This window comes from Natranaerofaba carboxydovora (assembly GCF_022539405.1).
In the GTDB taxonomy this organism is placed as follows: domain Bacteria; phylum Bacillota; class Natranaerobiia; order Natranaerobiales; family Natranaerofabaceae; genus Natranaerofaba; species Natranaerofaba carboxydovora.
Genome location: NZ_CP054394.1, coordinates 1748418 through 1772620 on the forward strand (window position 1 = coordinate 1748418; position 24203 = coordinate 1772620).

25 protein-coding genes, 5 tRNA genes and 1 pseudogene are annotated in these 24203 nt (G+C 37.3%); 2 read left to right on the forward strand and 29 right to left on the reverse strand.

From position 1 onward, the window contains the following. Positions 1-99: 99 nt before the first annotated feature. Positions 100-933 carry a histone deacetylase family protein gene (locus ACONDI_RS08320; RefSeq protein WP_241078074.1) on the forward strand — a complete coding sequence of 278 codons (834 nt, stop codon included), beginning with the start codon at positions 100-102 and terminating at the stop codon, positions 931-933. A gap of 38 nt (positions 934-971) precedes the next feature. Here the strand turns inward: ACONDI_RS08320 and ACONDI_RS08325 are convergent, their stop codons facing one another. The 23 genes and pseudogenes from ACONDI_RS08325 to ACONDI_RS08435 form a co-directional block, all read right to left on the reverse strand. Continuing rightward, complete coding sequence (locus ACONDI_RS08325; protein ID WP_241078075.1) at positions 972-1337, reverse strand: phage holin, LLH family; 366 nt, start codon at positions 1335-1337, stop codon at positions 972-974. A gap of 169 nt (positions 1338-1506) precedes the next feature. After that, positions 1507-2352 carry a D-proline reductase (dithiol) protein PrdB gene (prdB, locus tag ACONDI_RS15670; RefSeq protein ID WP_338086494.1) on the reverse strand — a complete coding sequence of 282 codons (846 nt, stop codon included), beginning with the start codon at positions 2350-2352 and terminating at the stop codon, positions 1507-1509. 3 nt (positions 2353-2355) lie between these two features. Continuing rightward, positions 2356-3438, reverse strand: a pseudogene (locus ACONDI_RS15675) (glycine/sarcosine/betaine reductase component B subunit); the annotation flags it as partial. 171 nt (positions 3439-3609) lie between these two features. Continuing rightward, positions 3610-3700: transfer RNA gene (locus ACONDI_RS08340), tRNA-Leu, on the reverse strand. Positions 3701-3734: 34 nt separating this feature from the next. Beyond that, positions 3735-3813 (reverse strand) — tRNA-Cys (locus ACONDI_RS08345). A 15-nt stretch (positions 3814-3828) separates the two neighbouring features. Continuing rightward, positions 3829-3903: transfer RNA gene (locus ACONDI_RS08350), tRNA-Gly, on the reverse strand. Between the two features lie 31 nt (positions 3904-3934). Then, positions 3935-4010: transfer RNA gene (locus ACONDI_RS08355), tRNA-Phe, on the reverse strand. Between the two features lie 13 nt (positions 4011-4023). After that, positions 4024-4100, reverse strand: a tRNA-Asp gene (locus ACONDI_RS08360). Positions 4101-4213: 113 nt separating this feature from the next. Beyond that, entirely contained in the window at positions 4214-4867 is a 654-nt protein-coding gene (locus ACONDI_RS08365; protein ID WP_241078078.1) for a redox-sensing transcriptional repressor Rex, read from the reverse strand. A gap of 268 nt (positions 4868-5135) precedes the next feature. Further along, the gene (locus tag ACONDI_RS08370) at positions 5136-6176 is read right to left on the reverse strand and encodes a hypothetical protein (protein WP_241078079.1); all 1041 of its coding nucleotides are present in this window, start codon (positions 6174-6176) and stop codon (positions 5136-5138) included. Between the two features lie 83 nt (positions 6177-6259). Then, a complete protein-coding gene (sucD, locus tag ACONDI_RS08375) occupies positions 6260-7126 on the reverse strand; it encodes a succinate--CoA ligase subunit alpha (RefSeq protein ID WP_241078080.1) in 867 nt (288 codons plus the stop codon). Beyond that, positions 7110-8276, reverse strand: a complete 1167-nt coding sequence (gene sucC / locus ACONDI_RS08380) for an ADP-forming succinate--CoA ligase subunit beta (protein WP_241078081.1) — start codon at positions 8274-8276, stop codon at positions 7110-7112. Before sucC ends, sucD begins: the two co-directional genes overlap by 17 nt. Before the next feature lie 86 nt (positions 8277-8362). Beyond that, a complete protein-coding gene (locus tag ACONDI_RS08385) occupies positions 8363-9985 on the reverse strand; it encodes an FAD-binding protein (RefSeq protein ID WP_241078082.1) in 1623 nt (540 codons plus the stop codon). A 14-nt stretch (positions 9986-9999) separates the two neighbouring features. Next, complete coding sequence (locus ACONDI_RS08390; protein WP_420848196.1) at positions 10000-10647, reverse strand: 4Fe-4S dicluster domain-containing protein; 648 nt, start codon at positions 10645-10647, stop codon at positions 10000-10002. A 112-nt stretch (positions 10648-10759) separates the two neighbouring features. Continuing rightward, positions 10760-11239, reverse strand: a complete 480-nt coding sequence (locus tag ACONDI_RS08395) for a hypothetical protein (RefSeq protein WP_241078084.1) — start codon at positions 11237-11239, stop codon at positions 10760-10762. Then, positions 11240-12172, reverse strand: coding sequence for an FMN-binding protein (locus ACONDI_RS08400; protein ID WP_241078085.1), 933 nt, complete (start codon positions 12170-12172; stop codon positions 11240-11242). After that, positions 12169-12741, reverse strand: coding sequence for a hypothetical protein (locus tag ACONDI_RS08405; RefSeq protein ID WP_241078086.1), 573 nt, complete (start codon positions 12739-12741; stop codon positions 12169-12171). The genes ACONDI_RS08400 and ACONDI_RS08405 overlap by 4 nt, the downstream gene beginning before the upstream one ends. A gap of 24 nt (positions 12742-12765) precedes the next feature. Further along, on the reverse strand, positions 12766-14376 hold the full coding sequence (locus ACONDI_RS08410) for a hypothetical protein (RefSeq protein ID WP_241078087.1): 1611 nt from the start codon (positions 14374-14376) through the stop codon (positions 12766-12768). Positions 14377-14432: 56 nt separating this feature from the next. Then, positions 14433-14663, reverse strand: coding sequence for a hypothetical protein (locus ACONDI_RS08415; RefSeq protein WP_241078088.1), 231 nt, complete (start codon positions 14661-14663; stop codon positions 14433-14435). Between the two features lie 173 nt (positions 14664-14836). Then, positions 14837-15373: a hypothetical protein gene (locus tag ACONDI_RS08420; protein WP_241078089.1), complete on the reverse strand. Its 537-nt coding sequence runs from the start codon at positions 15371-15373 to the stop codon at positions 14837-14839. 47 nt (positions 15374-15420) lie between these two features. Then, positions 15421-15978, reverse strand: a complete 558-nt coding sequence (locus ACONDI_RS08425; protein ID WP_241078090.1) for a Fe-S-containing hydro-lyase — start codon at positions 15976-15978, stop codon at positions 15421-15423. Between the two features lie 24 nt (positions 15979-16002). Then, positions 16003-16845: a fumarate hydratase gene (locus tag ACONDI_RS08430; RefSeq protein WP_241078091.1), complete on the reverse strand. Its 843-nt coding sequence runs from the start codon at positions 16843-16845 to the stop codon at positions 16003-16005. Between the two features lie 241 nt (positions 16846-17086). Further along, positions 17087-17533, reverse strand: coding sequence for a CBS domain-containing protein (locus tag ACONDI_RS08435; protein WP_241078092.1), 447 nt, complete (start codon positions 17531-17533; stop codon positions 17087-17089). 166 nt (positions 17534-17699) lie between these two features. Here ACONDI_RS08435 and ACONDI_RS08440 point away from each other — a divergent pair, with 166 nt between their 5' ends. Beyond that, positions 17700-18374 (forward strand): manganese catalase family protein, encoded by a 675-nt coding sequence (locus ACONDI_RS08440; protein WP_241078093.1) that lies wholly within the window; start codon positions 17700-17702, stop codon positions 18372-18374. 74 nt (positions 18375-18448) lie between these two features. Here ACONDI_RS08440 and ACONDI_RS08445 read toward each other — a convergent pair whose 3' ends face one another. The 6 genes from ACONDI_RS08445 to ACONDI_RS08470 form a co-directional block, all read right to left on the reverse strand. After that, positions 18449-18868: a hypothetical protein gene (locus tag ACONDI_RS08445; protein ID WP_241078094.1), complete on the reverse strand. Its 420-nt coding sequence runs from the start codon at positions 18866-18868 to the stop codon at positions 18449-18451. Continuing rightward, positions 18868-19545 (reverse strand): DUF2225 domain-containing protein, encoded by a 678-nt coding sequence (locus tag ACONDI_RS08450; protein ID WP_241078095.1) that lies wholly within the window; start codon positions 19543-19545, stop codon positions 18868-18870. Before ACONDI_RS08450 ends, ACONDI_RS08445 begins: the two co-directional genes overlap by 1 nt. Positions 19546-19597: 52 nt before the next feature. Beyond that, complete coding sequence (locus ACONDI_RS08455) at positions 19598-20185, reverse strand: 2'-5' RNA ligase family protein (protein ID WP_241078096.1); 588 nt, start codon at positions 20183-20185, stop codon at positions 19598-19600. Between the two features lie 71 nt (positions 20186-20256). Continuing rightward, on the reverse strand, positions 20257-20967 hold the full coding sequence (locus tag ACONDI_RS08460; RefSeq protein ID WP_241078097.1) for a FadR/GntR family transcriptional regulator: 711 nt from the start codon (positions 20965-20967) through the stop codon (positions 20257-20259). Between the two features lie 106 nt (positions 20968-21073). Further along, positions 21074-22366 carry a nickel-dependent lactate racemase family protein gene (locus ACONDI_RS08465; protein ID WP_241078098.1) on the reverse strand — a complete coding sequence of 431 codons (1293 nt, stop codon included), beginning with the start codon at positions 22364-22366 and terminating at the stop codon, positions 21074-21076. A 113-nt stretch (positions 22367-22479) separates the two neighbouring features. Then, entirely contained in the window at positions 22480-24150 is a 1671-nt protein-coding gene (locus ACONDI_RS08470; RefSeq protein WP_241078099.1) for an L-lactate permease, read from the reverse strand. Positions 24151-24203: the final 53 nt, after the last annotated feature.

Sequence of the window (24203 nt, forward strand, 5' to 3'; positions counted from 1 at the left end):
CTATGTAAAATTATTATGGCTGAATTGTATTTTAGTAATAAAATTAAAGTATATGAGGTTATATTTTTGCACTTAGGGGAAAAAGGGGGATAGTTAGTTATGAAAATAGTGTACACAGAAAAAACTCTTGATTACGGGGTAATAGGACATCCTGATAGTCCGGAAAGAGTACAAAAGGCACATGAGTATTTAAAGGATCTAGACATATATGAATTTGTCAAACCAGAGCCAGCAAATGAAGAAGACATAAAGCTAGTTCACACAAAGGATATATTTGAAAAAGTCAAAAAAGGCAATTTTTTTGACCCAGATTGCCCGGTCTATGAAAATTTGTTTGAACAGGCTCTATTATCTGCAGGTGGAGCAATAAAAGCTCAAGAATTACAGGGGTTTAGCTTAATGCGCCCACCTGGTCATCATGCAGGCGAAGGTGCAATCGGTGGATTTTGCTATTTTAATAATCTTGCAATTGCGGTAAAAAAATCAGGGCTAAAAACATTAATAGTTGATTTTGATGGTCATCATGGTAATGGAACAGAAGATATTTTCCATGGAGATGAAAATGTTTATTTCCTCTCACTTCATAGAGCAATTGGTTTTCCTGGTACAGGAAAAAAGTCTAGGGACAATATAATCAACTATCCTATTGGCAACTGTGATGATGATGAATATATTGAGCTTTTAAAAGAAGGGCTAAGTAAAGTTGAAGATATAGAGTTTGAGCAGATTGCAGTCTCAGCTGGCTTTGATGCCCACGAAAGAGATCCACTTGCCTCTTTAGGTCTGTCTACTGAAGTCTACAAAGAGATTGGAGAAATAATAGCTGAATATAACCTTCCTACATTCGCTGTTCTTGAAGGTGGTTATATAGGAGACGATTTGGGTAAAAATATTGATTCTTTCCTAAAAGGACTCACAAAGAACTCTCCGTGACTCAGAAACGGAGAGTTTTCTTTTTTTGTTTAACTTTTCTATTCACTACTCTCCCCATTTTTTAACCATTCCTCTTTGTAAGAACTCTTAAACTCTCTTAGAGCTGCTTCTATCAAACCTCTGATTTCATCATTAGAATATTTAAGTCCCAAATCTTTAAATCTTGATTCAAGCCATCTACTACCTGCACTTAATTTGTCCTGCCCATTCAAATAATTATAGGACTGCTCAATAAAACCTACAGTAATCCTTGCCAAGTCTTTTTTCATCTGAAGCTCTCTTTCGCTTTTTTCAACCATATCTTTTCCAATTTTATTTTTAACCCATGACGCCAAATATGCAGCAAGAGCTGACGATAACACTAATAAAACATTTTTTAGTATGTCAAATAAAATTTCTTCCAAACTTCTCCGCCCCTTTTAAATTTGATATTACTATCAACTTATAATAAACAATATGAGACAAAAGAAAATTTAGTTAATAAAAAAATAACCGTTTATCACACAAGTTTGTGTGATAAACGGTTATTTAAATCATATTATTAACTCTAAACCTACATTATTTTTATAATAATTAAATTTTAGCCTGATATTCATAAGGTATACTGACAAAAGTTCCAGGTTTGTTAATTTTAACTAAATTACGTAACGCTGAACGCAAAATATCTGTTTGAACTTTAACATCACCTGGCGGCCCTACATTGGCACCCATTGGCACTAATGCATGCACTGCCCTTGGAGCACCTTGCTGCTTAGCTACAGGAGGTAGAGAAGCTATAATAATAGTCGGGATTCCTGCTTCTTCGATTTTTCTCTGCACAACCACGGCAGAGCGATGGCATGTTCCTCATCCAGCAGTAAGTACTGCTGCCCCAACATTTACCTTATTTAATTCATCAGCAATGTCAGGGCCCACATAATCATTAAACGCTTCAAAATCTCCTCCACCTCCCATAAATCCAATATGAATTTCAGTAGAATTTTTAATAAATCCTTCTCTAGATAGTTCATTTAACCTATCAATGGGAAACATGCAGTTTATATCTTTTCTCACATCTTTATGATCATAACCACCATGGGTAACCATCAGTCTATCTGAATCAACGTCTCCTGGAATAACTCGATATGTATTATCACCTGCAACGTTAAAAGGCTCTTGGTCTTTGAGATGAATTCCCGCTGCAGAAACTAGTGCAACTTCGGTATTTTTAAGATCTTTAGGTGGCTTTGACCATACTACAGGTGGTTCTTTTGGAACAAAAACTTCGGATTTAACATTTTTCCCTTCATTAAATAGCTTATCTTTTAACATCCAAACAGCCCTATCAGCGTCTTCTTTGATCAGAGTATTCTCTGCTAAAATCTCTGAACCTTTGTCAGATTGACTTTCACTTTTACTTAATTCAACCATAGCATCCATATACTTATTACCAATAACAAGAGCGCCTTTTTTTGCTGCATAAGTAACTCCTACAACTGGAAACTCTCTTTTACCTATCTCTTCAATATGTCTTGCAAAATCAATATGATTATTACCGTAACCTTCTGTCATCACAATAACCCCATCTGGATTAACTTTCTCTACAATCATACCTACTCTTTTTGCTGTATATTCTTTTTCATGATTTGATTGTGGTGACCCTACAGCAATTACTCCACCAAAGTATAATTCCTCATCTTCATCTATTCTTTGAATTAGAGGGTCCCGGCTGTAATGTCTTGTAGTCTCTTTAGTTGAAGGAGCCACACAGGTCATAGCATGTATTGCTCCATCTTGCACCTCATTCGGGCAAAGCATGACCGGTACATTGCCCATATCGACAACACTTTTGCCACCTATGACTCCACAAGGCTCAAGAGGTAATATAGTATTATCATGCATACCACCCTGGCCCATCATCTCTTTGACTAATAATACGTTAGGTTTGTTTTTATATTCTTTGGGATCATTTTCTTTGATTATTCTTTCTCGATCTTTACTGTCATCTATCAATTCTTTTTTCATTACATTTCTAATATCCTGGATAATTTCATCTGCTGCTCTGTGACATGCAGTTGGACCATCTCTTGTCATGGAAATACCATCCTCAATAGTTATATCAATATTTATAATCAAATCATCTTCATCAGGACATCCAGGTTTATTAAAGGCAATTTTGTCAGTTAACTTGCCAGCTGTGCTTCCAAACTCAGCTACCTGTTTCCCTCCCTGTTCTTTACCTGTTAACACCACTACAACACCTTCTAATTCCATTGTGATACCAGTTCCTAAATGTTCTTCATTCTTTGTTTGAATTGGAATTACATCCATAATTGTATTTACCTTTGTATTTTCATTTTTAGTAGATAATACACGGATGTTAATGTCTTTTAGCTCAGAGTATTTACTAACAATATTACTTGCCAGGTTTTCATTCACACATAGCTTTTCTTTTTCAATTTTTGTACACTCTCCCAAGTATACAGAATTTATTTCATGGCCGATTAGCTGTAGCCTTCTATTCATATTTCATTGCCCCCTATCAAAATATTTTCACTATAGTTTTTGCTAAAACAAGGGACAATATTATACCTGCCTGTATAGCAGAGCCAATTTTAAGAAATAAAATAACGCACCTTCTTGTCTTAAGAAAGATGCGCTTTCTTTTTATATAAATATCAACGCTGTCATATCAAATGGTGCAGGAGGAGGGACTTGAACCCTCACGGGCAAAGCATTGCCCCCAGGATTTTAAGTCCTGTGTGTCTGCCGATTCCACCACTCCTGCATTTTAATCCTTACAAGACTTGCATATTTTATAATGGAGGTGGGAGTGGGATTTGAACCCACGAATAACGGATTTGCAGTCCGCGGCGTTAGGCCGGACTTCGCCATCCCACCTTTTTAAGCATTAAATGGAGCGGGAAACGGGATTCGAACCCGCGGCCCTCGCCTTGGCAAGGCGATGCTCTACCACTGAGCTATTCCCGCGTTAGTAAAAGCAAAAGTTCTATTCTTTAGATGGTGCCGAGAGACGGAGTCGAACCGCCGACACGAGGATTTTCAGTCCTCTGCTCTACCGCCTGAGCTATCTCGGCAAAGCCTATAATATGGCGGGGCTGACGGGATTTGAACCCGCGATCTCCGGCGTGACAGGCCGGCGTGTTAAGCCACTTCACTACAGCCCCAAAAGTTGCCTTTCGTCATCGGCACTTTCAAATTATACACAATGTTAACAAACAAGTCAACACTTTTTTTAATACTTTTTAATAAAATTATTTCCTATGTTACAGTAATTAATTTATAACTTCTCTCTTTCTTTAGCATCTGCAGTACTATAATAAATTAAACTCTGAAGTTCAATTGTTAAATCTACATCATGGATTCTAACATTTTCTGGAGCACTCAATTTTGATGGTGCAAAATTTAATATTGCTCTTATATCAGCCTCAACCAGTCTATTAACTACTTCTTGCGAATGTACAGCCGGAACTGTCAAAACACCTACGCTTACATTTTGATCTTCAACAACTTCTTCTAATTTATTTAAATGATATATTTCAACGCCATCAACATTATCGCCCACTAATTCCGGGTTAACGTCAAAAATAGCAACAACATTTGTATATGGGTTTTCTTGAATATTATAACGGGCAAAGGCTGTTCCTAAGTGTCCAGCGCCAACCACAACAACATTAGTAGGTTTATCAAGGCCAATTATTCTGAGTACCTTCTCTCGTAAATAAGATGTATTGTAGCCTGTCCCTCTTGTACCAAAAGCTCCAAAGTATGCTAAGTCTTTTCTTATCTGTTCTGCTGTAAAACCTGTTTCTTTACTTAAATTTCTTGAAGATATTACATCAATATCCCGCTTAACTAGATTATCAAGAACTCGTAGGTATACTGGTAGCCTTTTTATTATTGACAATGGTGCATCTTCTCTTCTGTTTCCCATAATTTTCCCTCCCTCTATAAGTCAAATTATATTCCTTAATTAAAAACTGAAATCATGACCTTATATTCACAAGCATAAAAATAAAAAAAATGAATTCCCCTTATAGTATAATAACAAAAAATTATAATAATTTCAGCAAAATTCATAGGTTAAATTAAAAAAAGCCTGATTAGAATAATATTTGAGGGAATTCCCTCATAACTATACTATAACCAATTAGTTCTATAAAATATACCGAATATTATACTTCTTTAAGCTTATTTTTTAATTATCTGCTTTTAAAGTAAGGTTTAACTTTTTCGCAAAGATCTTCGGGATAAAATGCACTAAAAGGCTCCTTCATTAATAATTGTAACACATTAGCATCAGGAGGACATTCAGTCAAATTCAAAAATGTTCTTGGAATAATTCTGGCATGAATATTAAAACCATTCTTTTCACTTTCAGAAGGAGCAAAATATAATCCTAAATTAAAACTACAAATATCATTATCTTCAAAATAATTAAATAACCTCAAAAGATCATTAACAAACTCCTCTAATGTTTCGTTATCAATATCTTTCACTGTACTTTTGCCGTTGAAGACTGCAATATACTCACCTAAAACACCAAGGGGAGCAAAAGAAGTAAGCCATGTAAGGTTTTTACCTTCATGTACAAATCTTTCATTTATCTCTTTTTCTTTTTCACAAAGATTATCCCAAAAATTCGTTTTATGTTTTTTGAAGTAGTTTTCACTTTCTTCTAACAGTTTTCTATAATAATTTCCCGGTTCTTTAGAAGATAGAACCTGCTGATGTGCATGAACTAATCCACCGCCAGAAGGCGGCATGTAATTCCATCCAAGAAAATGATAAGAAGCTTCAGGTTTTTTATCCAAAATTATTTTATAAAAGTCCAAGCCCACTTCAAAAGCATTCTTTAATACATCAAAGGACATATCTTCTAAAGTAAGTAGGTGTTTGTTACTTACAACTGTAAGTGCACTAAACAGATCATACGGGGCTATATTTGGAATTAATCTCGCTTCACCTTTTTTTAAAAAACCCTCTGGCAATATATCTGCAGGGTATCTAGGTGTCATTTTCTCAATATTGTCCGGACAAAAAGGGCAGCGTTTCTTTACCTCTTCATTATCTAACTTGGTCAAATCTATTTTCTGAGGCTTAATCATTCCGAAATGGCCTAGCCGGGTAGTATCCCTGGTCAACGGATCAAAACGAATCTCAGGATTCAAACCGGTTTCTTCAAAATTTTTACGCGGATCTAGCATTACAGAAGACATCTTTTCGGATTTAAATTCAATCATATGTAAAATCCCCTCCTCTTAATTTTTGTACAAAAAGGGGGCCCTTATCAGCCCCCTCTTCAATTTATAATTATAATCCCTTTTTATAACTCTTTTTTAAGCATATCTATCAGCTGCCACGGCATTTCAGCTACCTGTACACCGGCCTCTCCAAGGGCAGTTACTTTTGACTCAAAAGTCCCTTTATTACCTTCGATAATGGCTCCGGCGTGTCCCATTCGTTTACCTGGAGGTGAGCTTTTGCCTGCGATATAAGCAAAAACTGGCTTTTTCATCTTCTCTTTAATATATCTAGCAGCTTCTTCTTCTCTTGTACCACCTATCTCTCCAATCATAACAATAGCTCTAGTATTAGGCTCTTGTTCAAACAGTTCAAGCATATCAATAAATTCGCATCCAACTACCCTATCTCCGCCAAGTCCAACAACTGTGCTTTGCCCTATCCCATTTAATGTCATATCGCCTACTATTTGGTAGCTAAGAGTACCGCTCCTCGCAACAACTCCTACTTCTCCTGGTCTATAATATCTGTTAGGCATAATTCCTACTTTGCACTGACCTGGTGTAATAACACCAAAGGTGTTTGGACCAACTACTGTTGATCCTCTTTCTCTGGCAAAGGCCATTACTTCCATTGCATCTTGAACTGGAATATGTTCTGATATAATAACTACTAACTCTATTCCTGCATCTATTGCCTCAAAGGCAGCATCTTTACAGAAAGGGGCAGGAACAAATATTATTGAAGCATTGCATGCTGTCTTCTCCCTTGCTTTTGCTACCGTATTGAAAACAGGAACTCCTTCAACCTCTTTTCCGCCTTTTCCAGGAGATACACCAGCCACAATTTTGGTACCATAATCTTTCATCTGGCCTCTGTGAAAACTGCCCTGGTGACCAGTAATCCCCTGTATACATAGCCTAGTATCAGCATTAACCAGAATTGCCATCTACATCAGCCCCTTTTTTACCTTTTTTGCCACCTTCTTTATGCCCCTTAGCAAGCTCAACAACTTTTTTGGCCGCTTCGTCCATCATCCTATATGCTTTGATACCATTTTCCTGAAGCATTTCAACCCCTTTTTCATCATTTGTACCCATCAATCTAATAACAAGGGGTACAGGGATACCTGTCTCATTTTTGACCTGAATAAGGGCATTAGCTACATCATCACATCTAGTAATGCCACCAAAAATGTTTATCAAAACTGCATTAGGATTAGTGGACAATAAGACTTCTAGAGCCTGCTTTGTAAGTTTTACACTGGCTCCTCCCCCGGCATCAAGGAAGTTAGCAGCGCTACCACCAAAGTAATCTATAACGTCCAGGGTAGCCATAGCCATTCCTGCACCATTAGCCATGATTGCTATATCACCTTCTAATTCCACAAATGAAAGTCCCATTTCTTCTACTTTCTTTTCTAGTGCAGTTTTGTCACTTATCTTTGGCAAGTCACTGTGGCGAAATAGCGCGTCTTCATCAATGTTAATCTTAGCATCTGCTGCTACCACTTTTTCTCCGGAAACAACCAAAGGATTAATCTCAACTAGTTCTGCATCATAATTTTTGAACAGGTCATAGATTTTTTTCATAATCTTTGTAACCTGCTTGCTTACAATTTGGTCTAAATCTAATTCATCAACTATTTCCCTGGAAATATAAGGCTCTACTCCCCATTTTGGATCCACATGTCTTTTTACTATTTTATCTTCTGGGACCTCCTCTATATCAACGCCACCTTCTTTGGATGCTATAACTACTGGTTTCTTATTAACTGCATCAATAGCAATGCTCAAATATAATTCTTGGTCAATTTGAAGCTTTTCTTCTATCAAAATTGTGTCTACTTTATACCCCTTAATCTTCATGTCCAAAAGCTCTTCTGCAGCTTCAGAAATTTCTTCAGAGCTCTCAGCAAACTTAATTCCACCAGCTTTTCCTCTTCCGCCGGACAGAACCTGACTTTTTAAAGCGACAGGTGTATCCATTTCTTCGGTTTTCTCCTTTGCCTCGGCAGTCGAGCCTGCTACTTCTCCCCTTGGCACGGGTATTCCATTTTTACCCAACAATTCCTTGGCCATGTACTCATACAGTTTCATTTAGTTAACCCCTCCACTATAGTTCTTAATAACTTAATATTGCACTTTATAATAATGTACTTTTAGACACACACTGAAATACAAATTTACTTTGCAGTTTCAGCCCTTTTAGTGTAATCAGGGAGCAATAGAGGAGCTTTTCTATCTGTCTCAATTCCTGCTGATTTCAATTCCTCTATATAATTTTCAACATGATTTAGTGTAAATTTAGCATTGTCGTTATCAATATCTTTTGATTTTTTAGCAGCAAATTCTCCTGCTCTTCTACCATATACTACAACATCTAATAGGGAATTGCCCATTAGACGATTTGAGCCATGTATACCACCTGCTGCTTCACCTGCTACAAATAAGTTTTCAACGGAGCTTTCTCCATGCTCGTTAATCAACACGCCACCATTTTGATAGTGAAGAGTTGGATAGACTAAGATGGGATCTTTTTTGATATCAATTCCAAATCTTTCGAACTGTCTTACCATAGCTGGTAGTTCTTTATCAATTGTTCCTTTGCCATGAGTTTCCTCAATAATTGGCGAGTCTAACCAAACTCCCTGCATTCCTGAAGGAGTGGTGATCCCTTTACCTTTTTTACATTCCCGAATAAATGCAGATGCTTCTACGTCTCTTGTTTCAAGGTGATAAACAAACATCTCACCATCAATGTTTACTGGTACAGCGCCTAAACCTCTAACTTTCTCTGTTATTAGAAGTCCTTCTAGCTGTTCTGGGTAAGCTGCTCCAGTTGGGTGGTACTGAATAGTATTCATGAATGCTAATTTGGCTCCTGTTCTATAAGCTAGTACTAGTCCGTCAGCTGTAGCTCCGTAATGGTTTGTTGTTGGGAACCCTTGTGTATGAAGTCTTCCAAGTCCTCCTGTTGCGATGATTATAGTTTTAGCTTTGACTACTTCATATTGCTGCGTCTCTAAGTTTAATAAAAGTGCACCAGCAGCTCTACCTTTATCATCCATTATTAGTTCAACTACCGGGCTAAATTCAATGATATTAACATTGCTATTGTATACTTCATCTCTTAGTGTCCTCATTATCTCAGCGCCCGTGTAGTCCCTTGCAGAGTGCATCCTCTTTCTTGAAGTACCACCACCATGCCTGGTGCTCATATTCCCTTCTTCATCTTTGTCAAACATAACTCCTAGATCTTCTAGCCACTTTAGTGCAATAGGGGCATCGTTTACTAGAGCTCTAACAAGTTCGGGATAGTTTGAATAATGCCCCCCACCCAAAATATCTAGATAATGTATAGAAGGGGAGTCATTTGGTTTGTCAGCTCCCTGAATACCACCCTGAGCCATCATAGTATTAGCATCACCGAATCTAAGCTTAGTAGCTAGTAATACATTAGCTCCTTCCTTATCAGCCATTAAAGCAGCAGAAGCCCCAGCACCACCACCACCAACAATAAATACATCAACATCATAATCTACACTCATTTTATCGATATCAAAATCATTTGGATTTATTCTAGGATAAGCTTCTAACTGGTCACATAACTCGTGAGGAAAATCGTCTCCTTCATTTTGACCAATTTTTGCTCCTCTAAATTGATCTTGTATATAGTCAGGATGGTTATTTGACAGAACATCTTCTTTTTCTTCTGGTGTCATTCTTGGATAGTCTTTCCCTACTCTGTCTTTCCTTGTAGCTTCAACTTTTTTAATCAGTTCTCTCATATACGGGGTATAACTCATTTAATTAAACCTCCTTATTTCTCCATGTCTCTATTGTTGTACTTTTCTTTCAATTCGTCAGTACTAGCATTCATCAGCTCTTCTAGTTCTTTGTCGTATTTGCCATCTTCTATCTCTTTAACTCTGTCAGCTAGATGTTTAGCTGGTGGTGCAATATATTTTCCATATAAGCGACGAGCGAGAAGTGTAACATTGTACTGTACCGAATGAGCAGGACATCTTGAAGTACAAAGTCCACACATCAAACAATCGAATGACTCATCTGCAGCTTTTGTAATATCCCCTCTTAACACGTGAGAGATACACTTCATAACTTTAAGATCCTGAGGACAAACTTTAGTACAGGAATTACAACCCAAACATCTCATTATCTCTGGGTACAATTCAGCTATCTGCTGTCCTGTTGGCTCTAGCTCATCAATGTTATAGTTTGCTCTTTGAGCCGGAAAGAAAGGGATCTGTGTCAAATACATTCCTTCTTCAACTTTAGTCTGACAGGCAAGACCAACTTTTAGGTCTGTAGTCTCCGGAGTTCTATAAACTGTACCACACGCTCCACAGAATCCTGCTCTACAGCCACACCCTCTTATCAGCTTATATCCTGCATACTCAAGGGCGTTCATAATAGTTAAAGATGATGGAACCCTATATTTTTTACCCATGATAAAAATATCAATAAATTCTTGTTCTACACCACCTGAGTTTTCTTGATTTTGTTCTTTCTCTTCATTAGCTTTATCTACGGCCACTTTATTCAGCCTCCTTTAACATTATTTACATTGCCAAAAATATACCAAAAATAGCTCCAAAAATTAGGGTTACAAGCAAAGCATAGTAGTTATCAAACAAACTTAGCGGTTTCACGTCAGGAACTAATTCTTGAATTTTGTTATCAGCAATGTGTTCCTTATATTCTTTATTAACCATAGGACATGATAATGCACATGAATAGCATTGCTCACAGTCTTCACCAACTACACTTTCTAATGCGTAAGAAGTTCTTTGTTCTGTTTCTTCTAGCCTTTCAGGTTCTCTTCTTAGCACTGCACATGAATCTACACAGTTTCCACATGCTAGGCAACTTTTGTCACCTTCTAAGTTAGTATTTGTTTGTAGAGCATAATATGGCTCCATTCCGTTTGACATTAATCTTAACCTTCCAACCGGGGGCAACTTAGTTTCTAAAACTTCATCTACCATACCTAAAGCCCCTTTAATTAAACGTTTGGTGTTTTCTGCTTTAGCTGGTGCCATCTAATCTTCCTCCCCCCTTAATTCGTCATGAATTACTTTGGAACTACCTCCAAGCATAACAGGGCTTACCCCATTCGGACATCTTCCTGAACACCTGCCACACCCAACACAATATTGCAATAGCCTATTTACTTCATCATAATCTCCAAGTCTAGATGCTAAAGCCATCTGCATTGGCAATGGCTTATTATCTTCTTCTACATGTCTAACAGGGCAAACTCCGACACAGGCCTGGCAGTTCATGCAATTTAAGGACTGTCCGGTGTTTGGTACTAAAACACCTTGCAAAGTAAAATCTATAAATACAATTATAATAAATACTACCATAAGCTGGAATAATGTTGTACCTGCCCAAAGCCCTGTTGTAAAGAAAGATATTACTGAGACCAAAGCCCCTGGCTGTGCAGTTCCTTCACCTGCAGCTTCATCTAGTGCATTTTCTCCTGCCTCTATAATAGCTTCACTGGTTACAGTAGCACCAGAAACAGTATCTACTTGAATAGTCTGTTCTGCAATAATCCTTTCAGACATTTCTTCTGCTGCCGCGTCACCATAATCAGGTGTATCGTTTTCTGATACTACGACTTCGGTAATCTCTCCACCGGATATTGTAATATCTACCTCTACTATATCCCTATGCCCTTCTGCTTGACCGGTATAGCTGCCATCCTCAACAACCTGTAATGCATCCTGAGTGGCTGCTTCCATTTGCGCATCTGCAAATTGATTTAGTCCAAATAACCCTGCAAACAAAGCTATAGCTATAAGGCCTACAATTGGCCTGCTCCAATCAAACTTTTTAATCGTAAGGTAAAAATAAACACTTGCAATGAGCACTACCATAATAAAAGCTCTGGCATCAGGAAAAAGCAAGGACATAATAAACCCAAGTAACATAAATCTCCAAAAGCGGTCTATTTTTGCTGCTATCACTTGACATCCACTCCCTGCTCAAGCAGATATTCTTCCACTTCTTCAACATACTCGGCTCCAATTCTATCTTCCTCAAGAGCTTCAACGAGTAAGTTGTTAGGTATTCTACCTGCCTTTATTGCATCCATTGTTCTATCCTGCATAGTTCCAATAACACTTGCGATATCTATATCAACTATACAGTACTCAACACATTCACCGCATGTAATACACTCTAACCCACCATCTTTTATAAAGTTTTTATAGTCACCTGTTCTAGCTGCTATTACAAGTTCTGAAGGTTGTAAGTCTGCAGGACAATCATCTCCAACAGCCAGGCAAGATCTGCATTCAAGGCAGTATATAGATTGGCCAGTTCCTATGGCAATAGACTTAGATATTGTAAGCAAAAGCGCCAGAACAATTATAAGCATTGCCATACGATTCAGGTTAGGTGTAAGCATTCTATGTCTTTGTTTTGTAAAATATTGATAGATTCTCCCACCAGGGATTAAATCTACATCACTTTCACTTTGTTTATTTTCGTGATTTTCTTGATTATTTTTATCTTGATCATTATTTTTGTCCATCTAACTTCACCCCCCTTACCAAATTTAAATTAGAGCCATAACTATACCAGCAATAATTCCGCCAATAGCACCCTGCATCAATTCGGTTCCACTTGACATGTCCAGGGAGAAAGCTATAATTGCACCTGCAACTGCCCCTCCGATAATAAACGCTAAAAGGGTCATATCTTTTTTACCTCCTTCACCACCGGATATCCTATCAGGATCTAATGCATTCATTAAAATCAAGTTGACTATCAACAAAATAAATATCAATATCAAGCCAACAACAAAATCGCCTTCAATAGTTAGAAACTTCATAACTATTGCTGCAAGTGGCGTCATTCCAGCCATAATGGCAAAAGATTGACCTGTCCTTAGAAAACCAAGATCAGATCTCAAAAGACCTTCTCCAATAGTACCAACTCCACCAATAGGTGATGGCCCACATGAAGCCGCAGCATTTACGATAAAGGCGGCCATTCCTATAGCAACCTGCTCATAAGTCAATATCTCCATTTCGGCAGGTCCAAGAGCATACATCACCGGAAGTAAAGCTGCTGCAAGGATACGCCCACACGGCATTGGCAGCATAGTTTCTATTTGGACGAAGATGGCAAGCATCCCGGCCAAACCTAATGGAGTTGTGGTTATGAAATCAAAAATATTTCCAAGGGCATCAAAACCACCAGTAGCTGCCAGACTTCCGGCCATTAGAAATCCTGCTGTTAGAGCAGTTACAGGGTGAATAATAATTCCGGCCATCAAGTCTTCAAATCTAACCCTTGCCACAATAATATTAATTAAAGCTCCAATTGTAAGTGCAGTCTGCACCGGAGCAACTCCAAATAACTGAAAAATACTTCCTCCAGTAGCTACTGCAAATACAATAAGGGAAAAATACCCTTGCCATGGTACATTAGGCATTTCTATCTTTCTTCCAAGACCTTTTTCCTCTTCAGGTACCTCTTCCATCTCGCTAAGCCCAACCTGATGAGGATAAAGTTTCGCACTGAATATCTTTAAGAAAAGTGCCATCATTGCAGTTCCAAGTAAAATTCCAAATGACTGTGAAGCTCTTAAAAATCCAATTTCACCGAGAAACCCTTCTCCAATAGTTCCAATACCACCTAGAACTGATGGACCACATGATGCAGCACTGTTTACAACAAAAGCCCCAATCATAACTATCATCTGACGCTTATTAAATATTTTTAATTCTTCGGGACCTAAAGTTATAACAACTGGTAAAAGTGCTGCCGCAAGAATACGTCCACAGGGCATCGCTACCATTGTTGGTATCTGTACGATAATTACTGCAGTACCCGCCAAACCTATAGGCGAGGTTTGTAATTTGTTGATGATTACCTTTAAGGCATCAAAGCCCTTAGCAGCCTGCATACTACCAGCCATTAAAAATCCAGCCAGCAGAGCTGTTATTGGGTGTAGTATAATACCTCCCAAAACTTCTGAAGGTAGTAATGCTACAGCTTCTATCCCCTGTCCGGTTCCTAACAAATAAATAGCACCGAAAATTGTATTAATTGTTGTACCAAGTATCATTACTGTCTGAAGCGGCAGGGGAATAATACGAAACAAAGGGCCTAATACACATATTAAGAACACTAATAGTGTAAGATAGCCAAGAAGTTCCAAAATTTTTCACCTCTATCCATCCATATTTATTACATCTAATGAGGAGCTGTACCTTACTAAACTGTTTTCTCTATACTATCACATTTTTTATCCTTCAGCTTATCCATAGGTGATTGTGCAACCACATAACCTTCTTTAAGCTTAACCAATTTCACTTTTGATCCTTTTTGGAGACTATTCATGCACAAAGTGCAACCTCCAACTAAGGCAGTCGCCTCTTCTCCGTTATCATCCAAACGTACTTTTAAGTTAAATCCTGCACCTGAACACCCTTTTATATCATCCATCCCTATTACTGTCCCCTGCAACTTTTTCTTTTGTTGGGCCAAAAATATACTTGAATATATTAGCAGAAGAAAAATTAATGTAAGGCCACTTATGAGATCAAATTCCTGTAAAACGATTCTTATCCCCTCCCCCCTCAATTACAATTCCAATACCAGCAGGGTTTTTAGCTTAGTTATCCACATCCTTCACACTTATGACAATCTATTCTTCCTGCAAGCTTTTGAATAAGACCTAGTACAACAGATACTATAACTACCACCGGCATATATCTTAATGCTACCTGGAATTGTGCAGGAAGTACTAAAGATATTAGAAAAAGTAAGATTATCCCGGAACCAATTGCACTCAAGGTAAAGTTTATTTCAGGCCTAAACCTGTTACGTAAAAACACATAGATCAAGGTATAAACAAATGATACCGGGACAAAAATTAATGAAAACCAGCCTAATGGACAAACAATTAAGAAAGCATATAATGCACTACCAAAAAGTGTTGGTGCAATAATCTCCAATGCCTGCAAATGAAAAAAGCTAGTTAAGAAGAAGACTACAATCATTGGTCTTAAGATACATCCTATCACTGGAAGAACAACATCTATCCAGGGACCAATTTGTAAGTAAAATATAACAGTTGCTGCTGTCATAAGGCCTAATCTAGCTATTTTTTTTGTTTCGGATATTTCGTATGCTCCATTCAAACTTCTATTCAACCCCTAATCCATCCATTTATTATTCATTTATCTAACTCTTATTTCATTTACTTAACTTCGTATTCTTCTCTTCCTTTTTCATAAAGGTCATTACCATAAGCATCATTTACTACTACAACAGGGAATTCATCTACCTCTAAATGCCTTATAGCTTCTGGACCTAAGTCTTCATAAGCTATTATATCACAACTTTTAATGCTGTCCTTTATCTTAGCTGCAGCACCACCGATAGCAGCTAGATACACTGCATTATTTTCTTTTAAGGAATCTTTAACTGCCTGAGACCTTGCTCCTTTTCCAATAATTGCTTTCACTCCTTCTTTAAGTACCTGAGGGGTATAAGCATCCATCCTACCGCTAGTGGTCGGTCCAGCAGCACCAATAACATCACCAGGCTTAGTTGGAGTTGGTCCAACATAGTAGATAATCTGGCCTTTTAGGTCAACTGGTAGATCTTCCCCTTTATCTATTAACTCTACCAATCTTTTATGGGCTGCATCTCTACCAGTCAAAACCTTACCATCAATTATCACTCTATCTCCAGCCTTTAAGTTTTTGATATCATCATCAGTTAAAGGAGCTGAAATTCTTTTAACATCACTCATATAATAAACACCTCCCTAATTTTTTTAAATTGTTTTCTCTAAGTGCCTTGCAGCATGGCAGTTAATATTCACAGCTACCGGCATACTTGCAATATGCGCAGGGTGTTTTTCAATATTTACATCTAAAGCGGTAACTCGCCCTCCAAATCCTTGAGGTCCAATTCCTAACTTGTTTACTCTTTCTAAAATCTCTTTTTCCATTTCGCTGTACTCTTTATCAGGGTGACTGTCTCCAATAGGTCTGGTCAGTGCCTTCTTTGCAAGATATGCAACTTTTTCAAAAGTCCCGCCAACACCAACACCTACAACTATAGGTGGACATGGGTTTGGTCCAGCTTTGTTTACTGTATCTACAACAAAGTCAATAACGCCTTCTCTACCATCTGATGGTTTAAGCATCTTCAAAGCACTCATGTTCTCGCTACCGCCACCTTTTGGGGCAATAGTAATTTTGACTTTGTCACCAGAAACGATATCAGTGTGGATAATAGCAGGTGTGTTATCACCTGTATTAACTCTATCAATTGGATCTTTAACTACGGACTTTCTTAAGTAACCTTCTTCATAACCTTCTCTAACTCCCTGGTTAATAGCTTCTTTTAATTCGCCGCCAGTAAATTTAACATCCTGTCCTACTTCTAAGAAAATAACAGTATACCCAGTATCCTGACACATTGGTACATCGTTGTCTTTGGCAATCTGGGCATTTTCGATCAACTGCTCCAACACATCCTTACCTGCAGGTGACTCTTCCTTCTCCAAGCCCTCTTTAAAGGCTTTTAGTACATCGTCACCTAGATAGAGATTTGAATCGATACACAACTTCTTCACCGTTTCTTTTACTTCAGAAACATCGATTTCTCTCATAAATCCTTTCCCTCCCTTGTCAAATTTTTTCGATATTTGTCTAACACTCATGGGTTAACCTCTGAGCAAAAGTGCCAATTTATCTTTTTCAGAGGTGGTTTGGGCCAATCGGCTATTCCAATGCTGAACCAATTCTGATAAACTTCTATTCTAAACACCCTGCAAAAATTCCTGCAAAAAAACAAAAAAATTTGTAATGTGTATATATTCAGATAATTCTGTTAATTGCCCTGGTTAACTATTAATCTGTATCTGCAATAATTTCTGCTATATCCGAGTAAGATATAATACCCATTAGCTTTTTGTTGCCATCTAACACAGGAAGCCTTTTTATCCTATTAATATACATGATCAAAACAGCGTGGGATATTTGAGTTTGTGGAGTAACCCATAGCAAATCTCTAGGACTCATAACTTTTTCTACTTTTTCTTCAGAAGCACTTTTTAGTCGTTGTATATATTTTTCTATCAATTCTGGGAACTCTTTTTCTACTTTCAATGCAGGCAGTGCTGTTGGTAAAGAAAGTTGGACAATATCAGATTTTGTCACCATTGATACCACTTCTTCTCCATCAACAACAGGAACTCCACTAATCTTGTGATCACACATAATTCGAGAAGCCTTAGAGAGTGGCGTATCTGGACTTACTGTTTTTACGTTCTCTGTCATTACTTCTTTAACTTGCATGTTAACTTTCCCTCCTAAAATTTCAATTTAAAAAGATTTATTTAAATACTTCTTTACTTAAGTCCAATTCCCTTCCTTATACAAGTGAATACATAAACTAATTTAATTCGGACAAACTAAAAATGCTCGAAAAACCAAAGAATTTTTAGAAAGGAGTTGTTAAGTCATGTTTAAACATGAAAAGCAGTTACTACATCCAGTAAAAGTAGATAGGCCAAACCCCACTTATGCAGCAATGCTTCAAGAACAGCTTGGTGGAGGGAATGGTGAGCTAAAGGCAGGGCTTCAATATATTTCACAAAGTTTTAGAGTAAAAGATCCAGAAATTAAAGATCTCTTTTTAGATATTGGAGCAGAAGAGCTAAGCCATATGGAAATGATCGCAACAACAATCAACATGCTGCTTGGAGATGAACTGCAGGCAACTTCAGTGCAAGGAGGAAATATCCAACCTCATGTTTTAGGAGGTCTTTCTCCACAGCTTGTCAATGCTTCCGGATCGCCATGGACTGGTGATTTTATAAACAGTACCGGAGACTTAGCAGCAGATCTACTCTCTAACATTGCTGCTGAACAAAGAGCAAAGGTTGTTTACGAACAATTATATAGACAAATAGATGATTCAGGGGTCAGAGAAACTATAGATTTCCTGCTTAATCGAGAAGAAGCACATAATGCACTATTTAGAGAAGCTCTAAATAAAGTTCAGGATAAAGGGTCAAATCAGGATTTTGGGGTAGATGAAAACGCAAGACTATACTTCAACCTTTCTACACCAGGTCAATACTACAGTGCCCCACAGCCTACACCCCCATCATTCCAGAATCCAAGAAGCAATTAATTAAAACCACCCTCCAATTATTAAAAGGGCCCTAACCAAAATTAATATTTTGGTTAGGGCCCTTTTATTTTTATTTATTGACTTTCTAACTTTGCTCTCAAAACTTCTACTAACTCTGGAACACTTCCTGATAGATTATCTAAGTACTTTTTGACATTTCCCGGATATTCAAGGCTATCTTCAAAAATTGCAACCTCAACACCCTGTCTTAATAGGTTGATATCGCAAGTTTCATAATGATTTATTTCACAGCTTTGACACTGACCCAAAATCTCAGCTAAGGAATCAACTAACTGATCTCTTTCTAAATCTTTTCTTGGGCTTGGCTCTGGTTTTGTCACTTGATCATAATTATCTTTATCTATTTTCCCTTCACAAACTTCTCTCATAAATCCAACAGGGCATTTACTTTCTTGGCACTCTCCACAAAAATCTTCAGTCAAGCAGGACTCATTAATTTTTTTCTCTATTTCATTCGAATCATTGGCATACATCAATTTTCATCTCCCCTCCCTTTCTTAGCACGAAGTTCCTGCCACCTATCCCTGGCCATTCTAATAATTCCAGCATCGCTTATTTTTTTGTCATTAACAATCCTAGAAAACCAAGTCACTGCTTTTTTTTCATTACCTAGTCTTTTTTCTAGCTCACCTAGTAAGTACAAAAGCCTGGCAAGGTTTATGTCACCACTAGTATCTTTTTCGTAAACCTCTAAATAAAAATCACGAGCATTTTCTATAAATCTGAGTTCGTTCTGTTCATCTTCAGCTTCTCTGTATAACCATGCAATATGTAATAACAGTCCTGCAAGTACGTTAAGATTTTCTTCTTTTAACTTTCCGCACAAAAACCCCAGTTTGAAAGATTCTAATGCCATATTCCAGTCTCTAATAACACCAAAATCCCGTTCTGTCCATTTGTCAGTTACATTAGTTTTAATAATTTCAACTTTTTCAGGGGTTAATTTGCCAAAATTATCTGTAAATGCATAACCACAGCTCGGACATATATTAACCAAATAATAGTTAGGGTTTACTCCTTCATACTGTTTATAAAAATCTTCATCCTGCCTAATAACTTTTAGCCTGCTTGGTCTTGTTTTTTTAGTTGTAAATTTACTTTCACATAATGGGCAAGTATATTTCTTATCATAAAGAACTTCATTTTCCATCTTACATCAGCTCCTACTCCCATTAGCCTTGTTTATTACTTACTTAAATCAATCATACGTTTACTTTGTGACCTAAAGGAAAGAAATCTTCTATTACTAAACGCGGATTGTACTTGGGCCGCCAGAGTTCTAACCATTCTACTTTACAGGTTAAATCTAGCTTCCAATTTTGTATCATTAATTTAGCTTCTTCAAATTCATTTTCGCTCCATTCCCTATCAGCGAAGACCATATTAACCAGACTAATATGAAAATGCCAATTTTCATCAAACTTCCTATCAGTAAAACCTTCTTTTCTAAGCTCTACATTTAACTTTTCAGACAAACTTTTTATTGGATCAGTAGCACTAACATTCAAATTTATAGATTTATAAGGTGGTTCAAAAAAACTAAACCCGTTAACTGTAACTTCAAAAGGCTCAGTTACATCACAAATTGAATCAATTATATTTACAGCTCTTATATACTTCTCTTCATCATCGATATTTAATCGTTCAATTGTAACATGTAGAGGAGGTAATTTATCCCTATATAATTGAAATTTATTATTTAATTTTTCCTGAAGCTGTCTTGACGTTTTTAAAAGTTTTCCCCTGGGGATAGCTACCAAAAACAACATATCATTCAAATCCTGCTTCATAATTTACCACCTAATGTAATATATTCTTAATTATTAAATAATTCTACCATATAATGTAGTCTATTAAAACTTTATTTCTCCTCAAAATAACCTTGATTTTCTTTGTTTACAAACAAAAGATGCTCTCGCATTGCTTCTCTTGCTTTCTCCACATCTTTTTCTTTAATAGCTTGATATATTTTTTTATGCTGTTCAAGTAAAATTTTTTTGTTACCAGGTTTTTCAAACATCTTTACTCTGCTATGCTTCATAGTTTCAATTATCATGTCATAGATAGTATTCATTAGGCGAAGTAATATATTGTTGTTAGTAGCTTCCCATATTGAATAATGAAACATACCATCATGGTACTCCCCTAAGTTACCCTCCGAAATGTCTTCCTCCATTTTCTGTAGATACGTATATATTTTTTCGATATCCTCATCAGTACCTCTTACACAAGCAAGGGCCGAACATTCAACTTCAAGTGTCAATCTGGTCTCAAGAACCTCCATATTACTATCTCTATCAAGCATGAGCATCATGGCAAAAGGTTTTATAAAAGAATCTTCGGGCACTTTTTTTATAAAAGTACCCTCACCGGGTTTACCTTCTAATATACCTAGCATGGATAGCACACTAAAAGCCTCCCTAACAGAAGCCCTACTAACCTGAAGCTTCTCTGACATCGCTCGCTCAGACATTAATTTATCACCTGGTTTAAGACTGCCTTCTGTTATTAGCTCTCTTATTTGATCCAAAATTTCTTCATACACTCTTTTGTGTTTTATCGGCCTAAACATGTATTCCACCTCTAGTTTTTGGATTGTTAGACCAATATATCACAGTTAATTAATAAGTGTCCAACTAAACATCAATATAGATCCATCAAATTATATATAATATAATCTAATAGAGCGGATAAGTAACCGCACCGGTTGGCATTACATAGGCTTTATAATCATCAGGCAAAAACTCTTTCGCTAGCTCCAAAGCCTGATCCAAATTTTTTGCCGGTATCATATTCATATTCTTAATTTTTTCGCCGTGAAGTGAGGATATTATTATAAAAGTGTAATCTTCTGCCCATATAGCCTGCGAAAATCCCATAAAACCAGCAATATTATATTTTTCTCTGAGGAAATTTTCCCTTGCTTCATTGTCAGCATGTTCAGTAAATATCGTATAAAACTTCTCATTTCCTACTCCTTCTCTACACTCTGTCAACAAGATTCCTACTCCTCCGGGTTTTAGTGCAGGAACCATATTATGGACTGTCTTGTAAGTCTGGTATAATTCAATATCTTTTGGATAACCACCGCAGGAGGCAATAACAAGGTCTGCACGTTCTTCTATTTTTATGCCAAAGTATTTATCTACAAATTCGGCCCCTTTTCTGTGAGATTTTTCCATATCTCCTGCAGTAGCATAAGCGATCTCATGGTTTTCTTCGTCAATTACCACATTTAGAGCAAAATCCACTCCCACTTTATTAGCTACCTGAAGCATATCTTCACTTATTGGATTATCATCTAATTTACCAGCTTTAACTTCCGGGTTCAGCCCTTTTCCGTTAGGGTTTAGAGCTAGTTTATGGTTTGCCATAATGCTGTCATATGAACAAACACCAGGCATAACAGCCTTTTTGCCCCCACCATACCCTGCCAAAAAGTGATACACAATACCACTTGTAATAATAACTCTATCAGCTTCTAAGACCTCTTTATTTACCTCAATTGGAGTACCATACTCTGTCTTGCCAAGATTAACTATCTCGTCTGAAGATGTAGACCTGTGATCCATAATCTTTATCCTGTCAAAAACTTCTTCACCCACAAGCTCTCTCCATTCATCTTCTGTCTGTTCCCTATGCGCCCCTGTTGCAGAAATTATAAGAACATCTTCATCTTTAACCCCTGCTTTAGTGAGTTCTTCTAAAATATAAGGCATGAACACATGATGTCTTACCCATAATCTGGTAACATCGTTGATTACGATTACAATTTTTTCACCCTGAGAAACAATCTCAGATAGCAAAGGTGAATCAATTGGTTTCTCTAAAGCTTCTTTTATTATTTCTTTTTCTGATAGTTTTTTTTCAATTTCCTTTGATGTTAATATCCCTAACAAATTCTCACGGGGAAAAGAAAGTTCTTTAAATGAGTCCCCATAACCAAGCTTAAAATTAACTTTTTCACTCATGAAAATCCTCCTTAATAATAATCAAAAGTTGTTGAAGAAAGTTGTTAACTTAATAATAACCTGAAAAATATTACCGGTCCAGAGTTTGAACCGGTAATATTTATTTTAATCTCTTAAAAGACACCTGGTGCCAATACATATACAAAAACCAGCCCCAGCACTCCTACTGCCACTGAGTATATAACAGCAGGAATTAAATTTTTCTTGATTATTAATCCTTCACTATCGACAAGACCTACAGTAGCACAAACTGCTACAACATTGTGAACAGCCAGCATATTACCTATCGAACCACCAACGGATTGAGCAGCTACAGTTATAGTTCTCGAAATATCCAAAGTATCAGCAACTCCAAACTGAAAGCCTCCGAAAAGAATGTTTGCAGTTGTGTTGCTCCCTGAAACAAAAGAGGATAATACTCCTAAAAATGGTGAAACAAATGGCCAGCCGCTGCCTACCGTTTGTGCTGCAAATAGCGACATCACATGAAGCATCCCATCCAAACCTGCAGTATTTACTTCCGATTGTACCAAAACCCTTACTACCCCTAAGGCAAAAATTAGAGCAATTGTAGCAGGTACCAGTTGTTTAAAAGTATTGCTCCAGGCATTTTTGACAACATTCGCATCCATTTTGTGTAAAGGCCAAACAATTAATGCCACAAGCATAAATGGTATTACACCAGGAAGTCCGAGTGGTTCAAAAACATATCCGACTCCTTCCTGGCCAAGTATATTTTCCCAGCTAAGCGATATTAAACCGAGCCAATCATTAAATGGTAGGAACGGTAGCCTTGTAATTACAAGGATTATAGCTATCAATACATACGGCATCCATGCCATTAATAAAGACATCTCTGCTTTTGATTCATCCTCGGCAGGCGGTTCTATTCTACTACCCCAACTTTTATCCCATTTATCTTCTGGGGGAAAATTCCAAGTATTTTGTGGGACCAAAAAGTTGTTTTTTGCAGCAGCAATAATTATAAACAACCCAATCAGGGCACCAACTACAGCAGGCAGTTCCGGTCCAATAAAATATGCCATCAAAAAATAAGGAACTGTAAAACTAAGCCCAGAAAAGATTGCAAAGGGTACAATCTCTAAGCCGTCTTTAATTGATTTGTTTTCGCCAAAAAATTTGGTCATTATACAGATAGCCATAAGAGGAATAAAAGTTCCTACAATACCGTGAAATGCGGCAGCCCATACACCAACATCATACAAAAACTCACTCATTTCAATAGATTGTGGAAGCATTCCAGATACCGAAGCTTCTACTCCTACATTAACTGGTGTACCTACAGCACCAAAAGTAACCGGTGTTGTGTTCAGAATAAGTGCTACTGTTACCGCTGCAAGAGGTGGAAACCCTAACCCTACTAAGAGAGGCGCAGCAAGAGCTGCAGGTGTACCAAATCCAGCAGCACCTTCCAAAAACGCTCCAAAAGCCCAGGCTATAATAAATGCCTGTATCCTCCTGTCATTAGTGATACCATGAAAACCTCTGTTAATAACTGAAATAGCTCCGCTTCCTTTTAAAGTATTTAAAACAAGAATCGCACCAAATACAATTATCAAAATATCTAGAGCTTCAAATATCCCTTCTATTGAAGATGCTACAACCCTTACAAAACTAACCTGCCAGACACTCAAAGCAATTATCACCGTTACTACCCAGGCAACAGGCATAGCTTTTTTGGCAGGCCACTGCCTAAAAACCATCAAAAATATAATAATTATTATAGGCAAAGAAGCCAGTACTGCCAAGCTAAATAGCTCCAATTATAACCCTCCCTAAAAACAGACAAAATTTAAATTTAAAAATAACCAAGTAA

Excerpts from the sequence above, each read along its gene's own strand:
- ACONDI_RS08405 (WP_241078086.1), bottom strand. The coding sequence starts at position 12,741 with ATGGACAAAAATAATGATCAAGATAAAAATAATCAAGAAAATCACGAA.
- ACONDI_RS08390 (WP_420848196.1), bottom strand. The coding sequence starts at position 10,647 with ATGGGTAAAAAATATAGGGTTCCATCATCTTTAACTATTATGAACGCC.
- sucD (WP_241078080.1), bottom strand. The coding sequence starts at position 7,126 with ATGGCAATTCTGGTTAATGCTGATACTAGGCTATGTATACAGGGGATT.
- ACONDI_RS08430 (WP_241078091.1), bottom strand. The coding sequence starts at position 16,845 with ATGAGAGAAATCGATGTTTCTGAAGTAAAAGAAACGGTGAAGAAGTTG.
- ACONDI_RS08320 (WP_241078074.1), top strand. The coding sequence starts at position 100 with ATGAAAATAGTGTACACAGAAAAAACTCTTGATTACGGGGTAATAGGA.
- ACONDI_RS08365 (WP_241078078.1), bottom strand. The coding sequence starts at position 4,867 with ATGGGAAACAGAAGAGAAGATGCACCATTGTCAATAATAAAAAGGCTA.
- ACONDI_RS08455 (WP_241078096.1), bottom strand. The coding sequence starts at position 20,185 with ATGAAGCAGGATTTGAATGATATGTTGTTTTTGGTAGCTATCCCCAGG.
- ACONDI_RS08425 (WP_241078090.1), bottom strand. The coding sequence starts at position 15,978 with ATGAGTGATGTTAAAAGAATTTCAGCTCCTTTAACTGATGATGATATC.
- ACONDI_RS08415 (WP_241078088.1), bottom strand. The coding sequence starts at position 14,663 with ATGGATGATATAAAAGGGTGTTCAGGTGCAGGATTTAACTTAAAAGTA.
- ACONDI_RS08465 (WP_241078098.1), bottom strand. The coding sequence starts at position 22,366 with ATGAGTGAAAAAGTTAATTTTAAGCTTGGTTATGGGGACTCATTTAAA.
- ACONDI_RS08435 (WP_241078092.1), bottom strand. The coding sequence starts at position 17,533 with ATGCAAGTTAAAGAAGTAATGACAGAGAACGTAAAAACAGTAAGTCCA.
- ACONDI_RS08445 (WP_241078094.1), bottom strand. The coding sequence starts at position 18,868 with ATGTATGCCAATGATTCGAATGAAATAGAGAAAAAAATTAATGAGTCC.
- ACONDI_RS08460 (WP_241078097.1), bottom strand. The coding sequence starts at position 20,967 with ATGTTTAGGCCGATAAAACACAAAAGAGTGTATGAAGAAATTTTGGAT.
- ACONDI_RS08450 (WP_241078095.1), bottom strand. The coding sequence starts at position 19,545 with ATGGAAAATGAAGTTCTTTATGATAAGAAATATACTTGCCCATTATGT.
- ACONDI_RS08385 (WP_241078082.1), bottom strand. The coding sequence starts at position 9,985 with ATGAGTTATACCCCGTATATGAGAGAACTGATTAAAAAAGTTGAAGCT.
- ACONDI_RS08370 (WP_241078079.1), bottom strand. The coding sequence starts at position 6,176 with ATGATTGAATTTAAATCCGAAAAGATGTCTTCTGTAATGCTAGATCCG.
- ACONDI_RS08395 (WP_241078084.1), bottom strand. The coding sequence starts at position 11,239 with ATGGCACCAGCTAAAGCAGAAAACACCAAACGTTTAATTAAAGGGGCT.
- sucC (WP_241078081.1), bottom strand. The coding sequence starts at position 8,276 with ATGAAACTGTATGAGTACATGGCCAAGGAATTGTTGGGTAAAAATGGA.
- ACONDI_RS08440 (WP_241078093.1), top strand. The coding sequence starts at position 17,700 with ATGTTTAAACATGAAAAGCAGTTACTACATCCAGTAAAAGTAGATAGG.